The following is a 16,345-nucleotide window of genomic DNA, read 5'->3' on the forward strand; positions in this document are numbered from 1 at the left end:
CCCGGGCCCGTCAGTCCGTGTCGGGTACGACCGCGACCGGGCAGGCGGAGTGATGCAGAAGCGTGTGGGCGACCCGGCCGAGGCGGTGCCCGAACTGCCCGGGACGCCGTCGGCCGACGACCAGCAGGTCCGCCTCGTGCGAGGCGGTCAGCAGCACCCGGCGGGCGGGGCCCTCGACCGTGTGCCGCCGCAGCCGCACATCCGCCGGGACACCGGCGAGCGCGGCCTCCAGTTCCTTGGCCGCCCGTTCCTCGTGCACCCGCTCGGGCGTGCCCGCGAGCAGCGCGTGATCGGCCGTGTCGTGCGTGGGGCATCGCCACGCCCGTACGGCCTCCAGGGCGGTCCCGCGCCGCCGGGCCTCCTCGGAGGCGAAGCGCACCGCCGCCGTGGGGGCGTCGGCCACGCCGACGAGGATGCCGCCGGGCCGGCCGCCGACGGCCCGGTTGTCGTGGCTGCCCCGGATGACGATCACCGGGCAGCCCGCCGAGGTGGCCACGGTCAGGCTGACGGAGCCGAGCAGGAGGTCGGCGACGCCACCGCGCCCGCGGGTGCCCACGACCACCGCGGACGCGTCGCGGGCCGCACGCAGGAGGACGTACTCCGGTTCCTCGGCCACCGCTTCGGCGGTGACGGTGAGGTCCGGGTGGTGCCGGCGGGCGCGGCGGGTGGCGACGACGAGAACGTCGTCGGGCGTCACGCGCACGGACGGCTCGCCGTGCTCCCGGGCAGGCGCGGCACCCTCGTACCGGTCCCAGCGGTAGGCGTGGACGATCCGCAGCGGCACTCCGTGCAGGGCGGCCTCGTCGGCCGCCCAGTCGACGGCGCGCAGACTCGGCTCGGAGCCGTCGGCGCCGACGACGACGGGCAGGGGTTCCGTGAACTCCCGGACGACCGATGCCTTCATGGTTCCCGCTCCTTCCGTCCCTCTTCCCGGTGAACCGCGTCAGCCGTGCGCGACGACGGCGACGGGGGTGGTGGCGTGGTGCAGGACCGCGTGGGCGACGGCACCGATGTGCACGCCGAACGGGCTGCGGCGGATACGGCGGCCGACGACGACGAGGGAGGCGTCGTGGGCCGCGTCGACGAGGTGATTGGCGGGGCTGCCGAGCCGGGACCGTTCCGTCACCTCGACGTCCGGGTACTTCTCCCGCCAGGGCAGAAGCACTTCGGTGAGGGCGGCGGTCTGCTCGCGGGCGACCTCCGCGCGGGGGTCGACGCCCGCGGCCAGACCGTAGACGGAGTAGGGCGGCAGGTTCCAGCCCGCGACGACGGTCAGCGTCGCCTCGCGGCGCCGTGCCTCCTCGAACGCGAAGGTGAGCACCGTGTCGTCGGGGCTTCCGGGGTCCACGCCCAGGACCACGGGCCGGAAACCGGTGGCGGCGGACGGTATGCCGGCGGGGTCCTTGACGTGTTCGTCGGCGGCCTGTTCACCCGCGCGGACGAGGACCACGGGCACCTCGGCGCGGGCGATCACCGACTGGCCGACGGACCCGATCAGGAAGCCCGCCAGGCCGCTCAGGGCCCGCGAGCCCAGTACCAGCAGTTCCGCGTCGCGGGCGGCGTCCAGCAGTGCGTCAGCGGGGGCTCCGGACCGCTGTTCGGTGGTCACCTCGACACCGGGGTGCCGCAGTTCGAGGCCCTCGGCGGCTTCCCTGGGGATCCGCTCGGTCCAGTGCTGATGCGTCTCGGCGCCGAGGAGCGGGGCCTGGGCCATGGGCTCCGGTACCGGCTGCCACACGTGCAGCAGCCGTACCGGCGCCCGGCGCAGCGCGGCCTCGCGGGCCGCCCACTCCGCGGCCGCCCGGCTCTCCGGCGAGCCGTCGAGTCCCACGGTGATCGTGCGTGCCATGCCGCCCACCTCCGGTGTCCGTCCTGCTCCCAGCGTCCCTCCCGGCGGTCTCACGGGGCAGGGGCCTGTGGTCCCCGGAACGGGGCCGACGGTCCCTGCCGGGCGGGGCGGGCCGATGGACGCGGCGGGGCCCGGACAGCGGATCCGATGTCCGCGGTCCGGGCCCGTCGGGCTCCGGTCAGCCGTCCCACGACCAGTCGGCGACCTCGGGCAGGTCGACACCGTGCTCGCGGATGTACGCGTGGTGGCGCAGCCGGGTGTCCTCCATCTCCTGACGTACGGCCGCGGCGCGCACGGCGAGGCCGGGGACGCGGTCGATGACGTCCATGACCAGCCGGTAGCGGTCCAGGTCGTTGCGGACCACCATGTCGAACGGTGTGGTGGTGGTGCCGATCTCCTTGTAGCCGCGCACATGCAGATGCCGGTGGCCGGTGCGGCGGTAGGCCAGCCGGTGGATCAGCCACGGGTAGCCGTGGTAGGCGAAGACGACCGGCTTGTCGGGGGTGAAGAGGCCGTCGTACTCGAAGTCCGTCATCCCGTGCGGGTGTTCGCCGCTCGGCAGCAGCCGGGCGATGTCGACGACGTTCACGACCCGGACCGCCAGTTCCGGCAGATGGTCACGGAGCAGCTGCGCGGCGGCCAGTACCTCCTGTGTGGGAACGTCTCCGGCCGCGGCGAGCACCACGTCCGGTTCCCGCTCGCCGCTCTCGGTGCCGGCCCAGTCCCAGACGCCGGCGCCGCGCGCGCAGTGCGCCCTGGCCTGCTCCATGGTCAGCCAGTCGAAGCAGGGCTGTTTGCCGGCGACGACGACGTTGACGTAGTCCCTGCTGCGCAGGGCGTGGTCGGCGACGGAGAGCAGGGTGTTGGCGTCCGGCGGCAGATAGACCCGTACGACCTCGGGGCTCTTGTTGAGGATGTGGTCGACGAAGCCGGGGTCCTGGTGGGAGAAGCCGTTGTGGTCCTGGCGCCAGACGTGCGAGGTGAGCAGGTAGTTGAGGGAGGCGATGGGGGCGCGCCAGGGCAGGCGGCGGGTCACGCGCAGCCATTTGATGTGCTGGTTGACCATGGAGTCGACGATGTGGACGAACGCCTCGTAGCAGGAGAACAGTCCGTGCCGGCCGGTGAGCAGATAGCCCTCCAGCCAGCCCTGGCAGGTGTGTTCGGAGAGGATCTCCATCACCCGGCCGTGGCGGTCCAGGTGTTCGTCCACCTCGAGGGTGCCGGCCTGCCATGCCTTGCCGCTGGCCGCGTAGACGGCCTGGAGGCGGTTGGACGCCGTCTCGTCGGGGCCGACCAGCCGGAAGTCGCGCCGGTCGGCGGTCCCGCGCATGACGTTCTCCAGCAGGTCGCCGAGGACGCGGGTGGGTTCGTGCAGGGTCGCGCCCGGCTTGTCGACGGGGACGGCGTACCGCTCCAGTGGCGGCAGCGGGAGTTCGCGTACCAGCAGGCCGCCGTTGGCGTGCGGGGTCGAACCCAGCCTGCGGGGCCCGTCGGGGACGCACGCCAGGACGTCGGGACGGGGCGCTCCGTGTTCGTCGAACAGTTCCCGCGGCCGGTAGGAGCGGAGCCATTCCTCGAGCTGCCTCAGATGCTCGGGGTTGTCCCGTACGGCGGACAGGGGGACCTGATGGGCTCGCCAGGTCCCTTCCACGGGAAGGCCGTCGACCTCGGCGGGGCCGGTCCAGCCCTTCGGGGTGCGCAGCACGATCACCGGCCAGCGGGGCCGTTCGGTCGCCCCGTCCTCGCGGGCGGCGCGCTGGATGCCGGCGATGCGGTCGGCGGCGGTGTCCATGGCGTGGGCCATGGCGCGGTGCACGGCGGCCGGTTCGTCGCCGGTGACGTGGATGGGCTCGTGCCCGTACCCCTTGAGGAGGTCGTCGAGTTCGGATTCCGGCAGCCGGGAGAGCACCGTGGGATTGGCGATCTTGTAGCCGTTGAGGTGCAGGACCGGCAGGACGGCGCCGTCGTGCACCGGGTCCAGGAACTTGTTGGAGTGCCAGGAGGCGGCCAGCGGCCCGGTCTCCGCCTCACCGTCGCCGATGACACAGGCGACCAGCAGGCCGGGGTTGTCGAAGGCGGCCCCGTAGGCGTGCGAGAGGGCGTACCCCAGTTCGCCGCCCTCGTGGATGGAGCCGGGCGTCTCCGGCGCCACATGACTGGGCACACCCCCGGGAAAGGAGAACTGCCGGAACAGCCGTGCCATCCCGGCGGCGTCCCGGGTCACGTCCGGGTAGGTCTGCGTGTACGACCCCTCCAGCCAGGAATTGGCGACCACGGCGGGCCCCCCGTGGCCGGGGCCCCACACGCAGAGCGCTTCCCGGCCGCGGGAGCGGATGAGCCGGTTGAGGTGCGTGTACACGAGATTCAGGCCGGGCGAGGTGCCCCAGTGACCGAGCAGCCGCGGCTTGACGTGCTCGGGGCGCAGCGGTTCGGTGAGCAGGGGGTTCGCCATCAGGTAGATCTGGCCGACGGACAGATAGTTCGCGGCACGCCAATGGGCGTCCAGTGCCCTCGCTTCCTCGTCTGTGAGCGAACCGGGCAACTGTTGCGGATCGACGGACATGCTGGGTTCCCTTGCGGATCGACGATTCGGCCGGCGGAGGGTCCTGCGGAGCCTTTCGTCCCACTCTTCCCCGGTTCCCCGGGTACCCGACAGGGCCGACCGGGCCCTTCCGCCCGCATCGCCCGGACGGTGTTGCCGCCGACGGGCCCAGCGCCGCGGCCCCGCCCTCCCCGGTGCGGCGGGGTGGACGGGGCCGGACGGTCTGCGCCGGGGTCAGCGGCGGAGCAGGAGGGAGGTCACGCGGAGGCGGCCGCTGTGGATCCAGACGTCGGAGTACTCGACGGGCCGGTCGTCGGCGAGGTAGGTGACCTGCTGGAGGTACTGGACGGGGGCGCCCTCGGCGAGGTCGAGGGCGTCGGCGACGTCGGCGCCGGCCGCCTCGGCGCCGAAGGTACGGCGGGCCGTGGCGATCTTCAGTCCGTAGGTGCCCTCCAGGACGCCGAAGAGACTGGCCGAGGTGAAATCGACCTCCTCGATACCGGGCGCGAGGTCGGTGCGTACGAAGTTGAACAGCAGGGCGACCGGTCCCTGCTCGGTGCGCCGTACCCGCACCAGCCGCAGGACCCGGGTGCCCGGGGTCACGTCCAGCAGGGCCGCGACCGGTTTGGGCGGTGCGATCAGGGCGCACTCGCGCACCGTGGTCGTGGTCACCACGCCCTGGTCGGCGAAGTCCTCCGAGAGGGTGCTGAGTTTCTGGGCGATGGCGGGCTCGATCGTGGTCGAGGTCACGAACGTGCCCCGGCCCCGGACCTGGCGGAGCAGGCCCTCCTCGATCAGCGTGGTCAGCGCCCTGCGCAGCGTGCCGCGGCTGACGCCGAACTCCCGGGCCAGCTCCGGCTCGCTCTTGAGACGGTAGTGCGGCGGCCACTCGCCGCCGGCGATCCGCAGCCGGATGTGCTCCGAGATCTGGACGTGGATCGCCGTGGGGACGTCCCTTCTGATGCCTGGGACTCCGCCTTTGTCGGCCGTCACAGTGGTCGCATCTCCTTCTCCGCTCTCACCGGGGCGGGTGCCGCTCCGGCGTGGAAGCCGTCCCCCGGCCGCGGTGGGCGGCCGGGGGACGGCGGTGCTGTCCGGTCAGTAGCTGACGGTGGACGCGTCACCGGTGTCGGTGATGATCGCCAGCCCGGCGCTGGTCCCGAGCAGGGAGGCGCCCGCCCGCAGGAGCTCCAGGCCCTGGCGGTAGCTCTTGATCGAGCCGGACGCCTTCACCCGGACGCCTTCCCGCGCCCGGTCAACAAGGTAACGAACACTGGTCGGATTCGCAGTCTCGATCTGGCCGCTGCTGGCGTTCTTCAGGAAGGACGCGCCCGCCTCCATGGCGAGTTCGACCGCGGCCTCCTTTTCGGCGTCGGTCAGCAGCGGCAGTTCCAGCATCACCTTGACGGGCAGGCCCGAGGCGCGCACGACGCCCGCGATGTCCTCGCGGAAGTCGTCGTAGCGGCCGCTCTTGAGCCAGCCGACCTGTACGCCGATGTCGAGCTGGTCGGCGCCGAGGCGGGCGATCTCGGCGGCCTCGGCGGCCTTCCCGGCGCTGGTCATGACGCCGACGGTCGGGAAGTCCAGGGCGGACGCCACCTCGACGCCGGTGCCCTTGAGCTCGGTGACGACGAGCGGGAGCCACGAGGCGGGGACCATCGCCGCGTTGAAGCCGTGGGTGACGGCCTCCTGGGCGTGGGCGATCATCTCGTCGCGCGTCGCGTCCGGGTCGATCCTGGTGTGCTGGATGAACGGCGCCAACTCGGCCGGGCTGAGGCTGAGTTCGGCGCGATTGACGGTGGTTTCGGACACGGGGTGATCTCCCTTGGGTGGTGGCGGCAGGAGCCCGGCGGATCGGCCGCCGGGTCTTCTCCGTGGGCTGCCGCCGCGAGTTGACGGTGCCGGGCCCGTCTGCCGGGCGGCGGCTCAGACCTTGGACGCGTACTGCTCCGGGACGACGACGTCTTCGCCGCCGAACCAGCGGGGCGCGTCGACGCCGCAGTAGAGGCCGATGTTTCCCCAGGGCTCGAAGGCTCCGGTACGCACCACGGCCTTGGCCTCGCGGGCGAGGTCGCCGAGGACCTCGGCGTGCGGGCGGGTGGTGAACTCGGCGCCGGCGAAACGCTCGTGCAGCCACGAGTCGAGGCGGGGGTTGTGGCTCGGGACGTCCTCGGCGCGGACCACACCCTCGACGACCAGTTCGTCGGCGATCAGGCCGAGGACGGTGCGCAGATCGGGCAGGTTCTCGGCGAGGGCCAGGTCGACACGGTGCGCGTCACGCGGCACGGGGAAGCCGGCGTCGACGACGAGCAGCAGGTCGGTGTGACCGAGGGTGGCGAGGACTCCGCTCAGTTCGGCGTTGAGGATGCCTGAGCGCTTCATGGTGGGTTCCTTTCGGGTGGGGCCCCGGGGAGGGCCGGGGCCCACGGGGGTGCCGCGGGCGGACGGGGTCCGCGGGGGTCAGGCCGCGGCAGGTGCCGCTCCGGTGGCGAGGGTCATCACGGATTCCTCGGTGGCGTCCGCGGAGTCGACGACGGCCACCAGGCGGCCTTCGCTCATCACCGCGACGCGGTCGGTCAGGGTGAGCAGTTCGGGCAGGTCGGAGGAGGAGCAGAGGATCGCCAGGCCCTTGTCGGCGAGCGCGGTGAGCCGGTCGTAGATCTCGGCCTTGGCGCCGATGTCGACGCCGCGGGTGGGCTCGTCGAGGATGAGCACGCCCGGGTCGATGGCGAGCCAGCGGCCGAGGACTGCCTTCTGCTGGTTGCCGCCGGACAGGCTGGTGATGGGCTGGGTCATGGTGGCGGTCTTCACCCGCAGCCGCTGGGCCTGTTCGGTGGCGTCCGCGTCGAAGGCGCGCCGGCGGATCAGACCGAGCCGGCTGAACGCCTTCGTGGTGAGGGCGCCGACGTTCTCGCCGACGCTCATCGTGGTCAGCAGGCCCTGGGCGCGGCGCTCGCCGGGGACGAACGCCAGCCGGCGTTCGACGCTGGCGATCGGGTTGCGCCGCTCGTAGGGCTTTCCGAGCAGTTCCACCGTGCCGCCGGTTCCGGGGTCCGCTCCGAAGAGGTTGTGGAGCAGTTCGACACGGCCGGAGTCGGGGAGTCCGGCGACGCCGAGGATCTCTCCGGGGCGCAGTTCGAAGGAGACGTCCCGGTGCCGTTTGCCACTCAGCTCCGTGACTCTGAGAGCTGGTTCGACGGCGGGATCGGCGGCGCCGGCCCGGCGGGTGAACCGGCCCAGTTCACGGCCGACCATGGCGGCGACGGCCTGGTCGGGGGTGGTGTCCTCGCTGCGCCAGGAGGCGACGTGGCCGCCGTCGCGCAGGACCTGGATGTGGTCGGCCAGACGGAAGACCTCCGGCATGCGGTGGGAGACGTAGAGCATGGTCGTCCCGTTGGCCTTGAGCCTGTCCATGAGGGCGAACAGGCGGTCGGCCTCGGCGGGGGTGAGCATCGCCGTGGGTTCGTCCAGGATCAGGACGCGGCAGCCCCGGGCGATGGAACGGGCCACCACGATGAGCTGCTGGGTGGCCAGGTCCAGGGTGCGGACGGAGGCGTTCGGGTCCAGCTGGAGGTCGAGTTCGGCGAGGAGTTCGGTGGTGCGCTCCAGCATGCGGCGCCGGGAGGGGAAGAAGCGGTTGCCCGGTTCGACGCCGCTGAGCACGTTCTCGGCGACGGTGCGGTCGGCCAGCAGCGACAGTTCCTGGGGGACGATCGCGACGCCGTGCCGGCTGAGCATGGAGGCCGGTTCGAAGGAGGTGACCTCCTCGCCGAACACGGTGACGCTGCCCTCGCTGGGCGGCTGGAGACCGGCCAGGATCTTGAGCAGGGTCGACTTGCCGGCGCCGTTCTCGCCGAGGAGGGCGGTGATGTCGCCGGCGGGGACGTCGAAGGAGACGTCGCGCAGGGCGCGGACCGGCCCGAAGTTCCGGGTGAGACCGCGGACTTGGACGGCCGGACCGCCGGGGCGGTCCGGGCCCCCCGGGGAGGCGGCGTGGGGTGTGGGGGTCATCAGTCCTCCACGGTCGCGTCGGCGAGGTTGTCCTGGGTGATGAACTGGGCGCCGGTGTCCACGCCCTTGATCTCGGTGCCGTCGACGAGGAAGTCGTGCAGCACCTTGACGGCCTGGTAGCCCTGCTCGGACGGGTTCTGGCTGATGCTGAAGTCCAGGACGCCGCGCTCGATGTACTCGGCGGTCTGGGTCAGCAGGTCGAAGCCGCCCATGGTGATGGTGTCGGCCTTGCCGGACTGGCCCACCCACTTGGCGGCGGCCGTGGTGGAGCAGCAGTCGAGGCCGGCGACGGCGACCACGTCGGACTGGCCGGACATGGTCGACTCGACCGTGTTGTAGGCGCTGTTGGGCTCGTTGCCCACGTTGACCGGGCCGACGATCTTCAGCCCGCTGCCGTCCAGGCCCTCCTTGAAGCCGTTGAAGCGGTCGTGCGACCAGCCGGCGCCGGTGTCGACGGAGAAGACCACGACGGACTTGCCGTTGACATCACCCTCGAGGCCCTTGCGGAGCTGTTCGGCCTGGGCCTTGCCGGAGCCCTTGAGGTCCTGGCCGACGAAGCCCATCTGCTCGGAGTCGGGGTTGTCGGTGTTGAAGGAGATGATCGGGATGCCCGCCTTGTACGCCTGGCTGATCACGGGCTTGAGAGCGTCGCTGGAGGCGGAGGAGACGGCGAGCCCGTCCACGGCCTTCTGCTGGATGAGCGTCTGTATCTCGGAGACCTGCTTGGCCGCGTCGCCGCCGGTGGGGCCGATGAGGGAGACGTCGGCGCCCAGCTCCTTGCCGGCCTTCTTCATCCCCGCGCCGATCGGGGTGGCGAAGGCGAGGGACGGGTCGTGGTAGCTGAGCTTGATGCGCATCGGCTTGTCGTCGTCGATCCGCTGCTGGATGTACGAGGCGAGCTTGAAGGAGCCGTCGCCGGATCCGCCGGATCCGCTGTCGGCGGAGGTGACGGCGCCGCAGGCGGTGAGGGCGAGTGCCGCGGCGGCGGCGGTGGCGGCCGTGAGGCCTCTGAGGAGGGTGCGCGGGGACATGAGGGCTCCTTCGTCGAGTCCGTGGATCTGGGGGCGTTCGGGGAGGAAGGGCCGGTGGGGCGGCGTTCGGGCGTACGGCGGTGTGCGGGGTGAGGGGGCGCGCGGGGCGGCGCGGGTTCAGGCGCGGGTCTTCCGCTTGCGCTGCCAGGTGTCGGCCGCGACGGCGGCGACGATGACGAGGCCGGTGACGACGGTCTGCCAGAAGGACGAGATGCCCTTGATGTTGAGGATGTTCTGGAGGAGGCCGATGAAGGCGACGCCGATGACGGTGCCCCACATCGTTCCGGAGCCGCCGAAGAGGGCGGCGCCGCCGATGATGACGGCCGAGATCACGGTGAGTTCCAGGCCCTGGCCGGTCACGCCCTGGACGTAGGAGAGGAAGGACAGGCCGAGGACGCCGGCGAGGCCCGCGGTGAAGCCGGAGAGGACGAAGGCGGTCAGCTTGACCCGCTTGACGTTGACGCCGACGAGCCGCGCGGCCTCCTGGTTGCCGCCGACCGCGTAGGTGTTGAAGCCGTAGCGGGAGCGGGCCAGCAGGACGACGCCGATGGCGGCGACGACGGCGAAGAAGACGAACTGCATGGGCACGATGCCGAACAGCCGCCCCTGGCCGAGCAGGTTGAACTCGGCGACGCCGGGCTGGGAGGAGCTCAGCGAGATCGGGGCGCCGTCGGAGATGAGCAGGGCGATGCCGCGGAAGACGCTGAGCGTGCCGAGGGTGACGATGAAGGACGGGACGCCGAGGACCACCACGGCCAGACCGTTGAGGAGTCCGGCGAGGACGCCGACCGCGAGGCCGACGGACATGGCAGCGGGCCAGCTCCAGCCGTCCGATATGAGCATGCCGGTGGAGATCGCGGAGAGGGCGTAGGTGGAGCCGACCGAGAGGTCGATCTCCCCGTTGAGGATGACGAAGGTCGCCCCTACGGCCATGATGCCGATCTGCGCGATCTGCTGGCCCACCGAGAGAAGGTTGTCGGACTGCGCGAAGGTCGGCGAGAGCACGGTGCCCAGCAGGAAGAGCAGGACGAGCGCGGCGAAGACGCCGGCCTCCCGCGCGTGCAGCAGTCTGCGCAGCGCGAGCGGGAACTGCCGGGTGCTCGCGTCGGACGACGGGGCCGCGGTCGCGGGCGGCTTGGTGGCGGTCGAGGTCACGAGGCACTTCCAATCAGGGCGTTCAGCTGGGCTCTGGTGGGCAGGGCGGGGATGACGCCCGCGATCGACACGGTGTGGGCGCCGGCGACGGCGGCGAACTCCACGGCCCGGTCGACGGGCCGGCCCTCGGCCAGGGCGACGGCGAAGGCGGCGGTGAAGGAGTCCCCGGCGCCCGTGGTGTCCACGACCGTCCGGGCCTGGTGCGGGGGCACCGTGCCGACGCCGGTGTCCTGGGCGACCAGCGCGCCCTCGCCACCCCGGGTGATGACGACGGTGCCGCCGGTGCGCTCGCGCAGCGCGCGGGCCAGCTCCTCGTCGCCGAGCCCGTGTCCCTCGTCGAGGCCGAGAAGGACGGGGGCCTCCGTCTGGTTGGGCGTGAGTACGTCGATGAGGGGCCAGCACGCGTCGGGCAGTGGCCGGGCGGGCGCCGGGTTCAGCAGGGTGCGGGTGCCGCTCTCGCGTCCGGCGCGCAGGGCGGCGGCGACGGCTTCCTCGGGGATCTCCATGGAGACGACGAGGATGTCGGCGGAGGCGATCTCGGCGCGGAAGGCGTCGACGGCGGCGGCGTCCAGCTCGTCCAGGGCGCCGGGGGCGATGGCGATGCGGTTCTCGCCGGACGGCTCGACCAGGATGAATCCGACCATGGTGGGCGCCTGCGCGGTGACCACGTGCTCGGCGCTCACCCCTTCGCTCCGCCACAGTTCACGTGCCGAGCGGCCGAACTCGTCGTCGCCGACGGCGGTGAGCAGCGTGACCTCGGCGCCCAGCCGGGCGGCGGCGACGGCCTGGTTGCTGCCCTTCCCGCCGGCGCCCGAGTCGAAGAGGCCGCCCGAGACGGTCTCACCGGCCGCGGGCGCCTTGGGGACCCGCATGGTGAGGCCGGCGCCATAACTTCCGACAACCGCGATCTTCATCGACACACCACTTTGTGTATGGACAACCATGGACAAGGCAGAGCGTAGGTACAGGGATGTCCCTAGTCAATGGGTGACCGTGAGGTTAAATTTCGACCACGGGGACACCCGCTCTCACCCGGGTGACCGGAAGGAACCTTCGGGCCGGTGACCCGTAGCGGCCGCGATCGCCGTCGCGCGTCGGTGCCGGGAGGCACACAGCCACCGCGGGGCCTCGACGTCGGCGTACACGGCGTGCCGCCACAGCGCCCGGGTCGCTCCGGCGGCGGGGCACCAGCCCGGCACTCCCGGTCCAGGTGCTGTCCAGGGCGAGAACAAGGGCGTCAATGCGCCATATCTGGTGGCCTGGTGTGACTGGAACTGAACGATGTCTCAACAATTCCGACCGGTAGGCCTACGCTCTGCATGCTCCCAACCCCCCCAAAAGGCGGGGTTCGATGTGTCGTGAAAGGTTTCGCTTCTCGTGGCTGGCACCGGTGTCTGCAGGGTCGTCAGGTCAGGACCTCTGTGGTGAGCCGACCGTTAGCGGGGCCGCGCAGCGGCCCCGGTGTGAGCGCCGCCGTCGCCGGAGGGGCCGTCACCCTGCCGGCCGCCGCCGGAGTGGGGTGGGCGGCCGTCACCGCGGACACCGAGTGGCACCGGGCCGTCGCCGGAGCCTGTGCCGCGGCCGTCGTCCTGCTGGTCGCCGGCGTACTGGTCCTCACCCGGCGGCTGTCCACCGAGCGTGCGCACCGCGCCCGGGAGGCCGGGGTCGCCACCGCCCGGGGCACCGAGGTGGCGCATCTGGCCGCGGTACGCGTCCCGGCCATCGCCGAACGACTGCGCACCGGACAGCGGCTGGAAGGTGTGCCGGGTCCGGTGACGTCACCGCAGGAGACCGGCGAGGACTTCGTCCGGGCGCTGGACTCGGTCGTCGCGGCGCTCGGCTCGGACGCTGCCGTGCACCGCGAGCGTTCTCTGCGCGACTCGGTGCAGGCCGCCTTCGAGTCCGTGGCGCGCACCATGCACGTGATGGCGACCGTGCAGCAGCAGGTCCTGGACGAGGTCGAGCGCTCCATCGAGGACCCCCGTCTGATGGCGGACGTGATGAAGGCCGACCACGCGGCCTCGCAGATGACCCGCAAGGCGCAGACACTCCTGGTGATGTGCGGAATCTGGCCCGCCCGCCGGGAGACCCGGCCGGTCTCGCTCTACGACTGCGTACGGGGCGCCCAGTCCAGGATCGTGGAGTTCGGGCGGATCGAGGTGCACGGCGGACAGACCCTGTACGCGGTGCCCCCGGCGGTGGAGGGGCTGATGCACTCCGTCGCCGAACTGCTCGAGAACGCCACGGTGTTCTCACCGTCCAGTTCCCCCGTCGTCGTCAGCGTGCGCGAGGTGGGCGCCGGTGCGGTCGTCGAGATCGACGACGCCGGGCTCGGGATGCCGCCGGACGTCCTGCACCAGGCCCTCGGCCAGCTCCGCGACGACCTGGACCTGACCCGCCTGGGTGCGGTGCCCCGGCTCGGCCTGGCGTGTGTCGGGCGCTGGAGCCGGGAGCTTGGCTTCAACGTGGAGCTCAGCGGGGCCTCGGCGTACGGCGGCACACGGGCGGTGATGTTCGTGCCGTTCCGGCTGCTGACCGAACCGCCGCCGAAACCCGCCGCACACCGCCGCCCGGCGGTCGAACCGGCCCAGCACGTCGGGCCTGTCGTACCCCGGGCAGACGTGCGCGACGACGTCCCCGTACCGGCCGGGCACCCCGACGACGCCCCCGGGCCGGCCGGCGCACCCGCCCCGGCGACGGCCGGTCTGCCCCGGCGGCGCAGCCGACGCGGTGCCGCCCGGGCCGCTGCCTCCGCACGGCACTCGGCGCCCGGCCCGCTGCCCGGTGCCGAGCCCGCCGAACCCTGGACGCCGGAGGCGGCACGCGCCTCGATCACCAGTGTGATGTCCGGGACGCTGCGCGGCCGGGCGGCCGTCGACACGGACGGCGACACCGAACCGGTACCGCCCCCGCACGGCGGACAGTCCCTGCCCAGCACCCCGCACGACGAGCACGCCGGAGGACGACCGTGACCGGAACCATCACCAGACTCCCCGATCTGGGGTGGATGCTCCGCCCACTGACCGAGATTCCCGGCGTCCGGCACGCCGTGGTGGTGTCCGAGGACGGGTTGCGTCTCGGGCACGCCTCCGCCGAGAACCTCTCGGGTCCGGTGGCCAGCCTGAGCGTCGCCGACGCGGAGTCGCTCTCGGCGGCCGGCGCGGCGATGACCATGACGGGCCGGTCCACCGGCGCGCTCCTGTTCGGGCCGGGTGTCGGAACGCGCCAGCTGATGCTGGAGACCGACCAGGGGTTCGTACTGTTCACCCATGCCGGGGTGGGCGCGCACCTGGGGGTCGCCACCGATCTGGACGCCGACGTGGGCCTGGTGGCCCAGCAGATGCAGTTGCTGGTGACGAAGATCGGCGCGCACCTGAGCAGCCTGCCCCGGGACGAGGCCGCCGCGACGTCATGACGGAGCGGCCCGAGGCGCCGAGGGTCTCGGCGATCCGTCCGTACGTCATCACACGCGGCCGCTCGGAGTCCGAGGGCGAACCGCTCTCCTGGGAATCCCTGGTGATGACGGCGGAGACAGCGTTCCCCGCCGCCCTCCAGCCGGAGCACCTCGCCATCCTGGAGCACTGCGAGGGGCTCATCTCGGTCGGAGAGGTGGCCGCTCACCTCGGCCAGCCGCCGTCGGTCACACAGGTGCTGCTCTCCGATCTCCTCCGGTGGGGGCTGATCGTGACCCGCCCGCCCATTCCGCCCGCCGAACGCACCGATGTGACCATGCTCAGAAAGGTCCTCCATGGTCTCGAAAGCTGCCTCTGAAACCTTGATCGAGGCCGCCCCGCCGCCCGCCGCCGGCGGGAAGTACCTCGACTCGAACGTGTCGGGTGCGGCGAAGATCCTGGTCGTCGGCCCGCTGGGAGTGGGCAAGACGACGCTGATCGGTACGGTGTCGGAGATCCGGCCGCTCTCCACCGAGGCGTCGATGACCCAGGCGGGCGTCCGGGTCGACCCGTACGCCGGGGCCAGCGGCAAGAAGACCACCACGGTCGGCCTCGACTTCGGCCGGCTGACCATCGACGGCGACCTGGTCCTGTATCTGTTCGGTACGCCGGGCCAGCAACGGTTCCTGCCGGCCTGGCAGGACCTGGCCAAGGGGGCGCTCGGCGCGCTTGCGCTGGTGGACGCCCGCGACCTGACGGCTTCTTTCGACGCGCTGGGAAACCTGGAGGACCTGGACCTCCCCTTCGCGGTGGCCGTCAACGCCTTCCCGAGCGGCCCCCGGTACGACGCCGACGACATCCGTACGGCCCTCGACCTGCTGCCCGACACCCCGCTGGTGATCTGCGACGCACGGGACCGGGCCTCGTCGATCCGGGCGCTGATCGCTCTGGCCCGTCACCTCATCGACATCGCCACGGAGTCCTCATGAGTACGCCGCACCCCTCGGCAGGGCCCGCCGTCGGCTGCCCCGTGACCGGCGCCCCCGGCACGGCGGCCGCGCTGTACGGGCCAGGCCTCGACGGCAACACGATGCCCGCACTGTACGAGGAACTGCGCGGCACACACGGCCCGGTGGCGCCGGTTTCCATCGCCCCCGGCATCGACGCCTGGCTGGTCCTGGGCCACCGCGAACTGCTCCGGCTCACCCGCGAGGAACAGGACTTCTCACACGACCCGCGCCGGTGGAGCCTGCTGCGCGAAGGCCGGGTGCCGGCCGACTCGCCGATCCTGCCGATGGTCGGCTGGCGCCCCGCGCTGCTCTTCGCGGACGGCCGGCAGCACCGCAGGATGCGCAACGCCGTCTCGGAGGCGCTGGCCGGAATCAACGGGCACGAGCTGCGACGCGGCGTCCGGGCCACCGCCGAGGCGCTGATCGCCGGATTCGCCGCGGACGGCGAGGCCGACCTCGTCTCCGCGTACGCGCGCACGCTGCCGATGCGGGTGATCGCCGGACTGCTCGGCCTGGACGACCGGACCGGCCGGGAGCTGGTGAACGCGGTGGCGGGCCTCGTGTCCGCCACCGGCGGGGCGGGGGACGCCAGCCGCAGGATGGGCGCCATCCTGAAGGGTCTGATCGAGGAGAGGCGGCGGGCGAGGGGCGACGACATCGTCTCGGCGCTGCTGCACCACCCGGCGCGGCTCACCGACGAGGAGGTGCTGCACAACCTGGTGGTGATGTTCGTCGCGGGCAACCAGACCACGGTGAACTGGATCGCCACGGCGCTGCGCATCCTGCTCTGCGACCCCGCGCTGCGCTCCTCGCTGAGCGGCGGCCACCTCAGCGTGGACGACGCGCTCGACCTGGTCCTGTGGCGCTTCCCGCCCACACAGAACTTCCCGGCCCGCTACGCCACCCGCGACATGGTCTTCGGCGGCCAGGACATCCGGGCGGGCGACATGCTGATCCTGGGCCTGGCGGCGGCCAACGCGGATCCGGAGGTCCTGCCGGCCGACGGCATCCCGGTGGCCGGCAACCGCTCCCATCTGGCGTTCGGCGCGGGCCCGCACATCTGCCCCGCCCAGGACCCGGCCCGGCTGATCACCAGGACCGCGGTCGACACGATCAGGCACCGCCTGCCCGACCTGGAACTGGCCGTCCCGGAGGACGAGTTGGAGTGGGTCACATCGCCTTGGAGCAAGGGACTGGGCACGCTGCCCGTGCGCTTCACCTCGCCGCAGTTGCCGCAGGGCACGGTGCCCCCTCGGACCGCCGAGGCTCCCGCCCCCGCGTGGACGCACCGCAACGCGGTCCAGCCACAGGCCGGGCCGCGCTGACCCGTTCGGAGCCCGCGTTCCCCGGCTTGT

At 72.3% G+C, this 16,345-nt stretch carries 15 protein-coding genes; 5 read left to right on the top strand and 10 right to left on the bottom strand.

Features of this window, described 5'->3' with window-relative positions; all coding sequences use genetic code 11:
* Positions 1-10: 10 nt before the first annotated feature.
* The 10 genes from ACGFR9_RS28710 to ACGFR9_RS28755 form a co-directional block, all read right to left on the bottom strand.
* Complete coding sequence (locus ACGFR9_RS28710; protein WP_393213914.1) at positions 11-904, bottom strand: universal stress protein; 894 nt, start codon at positions 902-904, stop codon at positions 11-13.
* Between the two features lie 39 nt (positions 905-943).
* The gene (locus ACGFR9_RS28715; protein WP_393213917.1) at positions 944-1,849 is read right to left on the bottom strand and encodes a universal stress protein; all 906 of its coding nucleotides are present in this window, start codon (positions 1,847-1,849) and stop codon (positions 944-946) included.
* Positions 1,850-2,027: 178 nt separating this feature from the next.
* Positions 2,028-4,412, bottom strand: a complete 2,385-nt coding sequence (locus ACGFR9_RS28720) for a phosphoketolase (protein WP_393213920.1) — start codon at positions 4,410-4,412, stop codon at positions 2,028-2,030.
* Positions 4,413-4,625: 213 nt separating this feature from the next.
* A complete protein-coding gene (locus tag ACGFR9_RS28725) occupies positions 4,626-5,384 on the bottom strand; it encodes a GntR family transcriptional regulator (protein ID WP_030225621.1) in 759 nt (252 codons plus the stop codon).
* 105 nt (positions 5,385-5,489) lie between these two features.
* Positions 5,490-6,203, bottom strand: a complete 714-nt coding sequence (gene deoC / locus ACGFR9_RS28730) for a deoxyribose-phosphate aldolase (protein WP_393213923.1) — start codon at positions 6,201-6,203, stop codon at positions 5,490-5,492.
* A gap of 114 nt (positions 6,204-6,317) precedes the next feature.
* A complete protein-coding gene (gene rbsD / locus ACGFR9_RS28735) occupies positions 6,318-6,773 on the bottom strand; it encodes a D-ribose pyranase (protein WP_393213925.1) in 456 nt (151 codons plus the stop codon).
* A 78-nt stretch (positions 6,774-6,851) separates the two neighbouring features.
* Positions 6,852-8,402, bottom strand: a complete 1,551-nt coding sequence (locus ACGFR9_RS28740) for a sugar ABC transporter ATP-binding protein (RefSeq protein ID WP_393213928.1) — start codon at positions 8,400-8,402, stop codon at positions 6,852-6,854.
* Positions 8,402-9,433: a sugar ABC transporter substrate-binding protein gene (locus ACGFR9_RS28745; RefSeq protein ID WP_393213930.1), complete on the bottom strand. Its 1,032-nt coding sequence runs from the start codon at positions 9,431-9,433 to the stop codon at positions 8,402-8,404. Before ACGFR9_RS28745 ends, ACGFR9_RS28740 begins: the two co-directional genes overlap by 1 nt.
* Positions 9,434-9,550: 117 nt before the next feature.
* Complete coding sequence (locus tag ACGFR9_RS28750) at positions 9,551-10,588, bottom strand: ABC transporter permease (RefSeq protein ID WP_393213932.1); 1,038 nt, start codon at positions 10,586-10,588, stop codon at positions 9,551-9,553.
* A complete protein-coding gene (locus tag ACGFR9_RS28755) occupies positions 10,585-11,502 on the bottom strand; it encodes a ribokinase (protein WP_393213938.1) in 918 nt (305 codons plus the stop codon). Before ACGFR9_RS28755 ends, ACGFR9_RS28750 begins: the two co-directional genes overlap by 4 nt.
* Positions 11,503-12,009: 507 nt before the next feature.
* Here ACGFR9_RS28755 and ACGFR9_RS28760 point away from each other — a divergent pair.
* Genes ACGFR9_RS28760 through ACGFR9_RS28780 form a run of 5 tightly spaced genes read left to right on the top strand, consistent with a single transcriptional unit; the run spans position 12,010 to position 16,315 of the window.
* Complete coding sequence (locus ACGFR9_RS28760; RefSeq protein WP_393213941.1) at positions 12,010-13,560, top strand: ATP-binding protein; 1,551 nt, start codon at positions 12,010-12,012, stop codon at positions 13,558-13,560.
* Positions 13,557-14,003 (top strand): roadblock/LC7 domain-containing protein, encoded by a 447-nt coding sequence (locus tag ACGFR9_RS28765; RefSeq protein ID WP_393213944.1) that lies wholly within the window; start codon positions 13,557-13,559, stop codon positions 14,001-14,003. Before ACGFR9_RS28760 ends, ACGFR9_RS28765 begins: the two co-directional genes overlap by 4 nt.
* Positions 14,000-14,359: a DUF742 domain-containing protein gene (locus tag ACGFR9_RS28770; protein ID WP_030225648.1), complete on the top strand. Its 360-nt coding sequence runs from the start codon at positions 14,000-14,002 to the stop codon at positions 14,357-14,359. The genes ACGFR9_RS28765 and ACGFR9_RS28770 overlap by 4 nt, the downstream gene beginning before the upstream one ends.
* Positions 14,360-14,417: 58 nt before the next feature.
* Positions 14,418-14,969, top strand: a complete 552-nt coding sequence (locus ACGFR9_RS28775) for an ATP/GTP-binding protein (protein WP_393214271.1) — start codon at positions 14,418-14,420, stop codon at positions 14,967-14,969.
* A complete protein-coding gene (locus ACGFR9_RS28780) occupies positions 14,966-16,315 on the top strand; it encodes a cytochrome P450 (protein WP_393213947.1) in 1,350 nt (449 codons plus the stop codon). The genes ACGFR9_RS28775 and ACGFR9_RS28780 overlap by 4 nt, the downstream gene beginning before the upstream one ends.
* The last annotated feature ends 30 nt before the right edge of the window (positions 16,316-16,345 follow it).

This window comes from Streptomyces sp. NPDC048584 (genome assembly GCF_043199595.1).
Lineage (GTDB): Bacteria > Actinomycetota > Actinomycetes > Streptomycetales > Streptomycetaceae > Streptomyces > Streptomyces edwardsiae.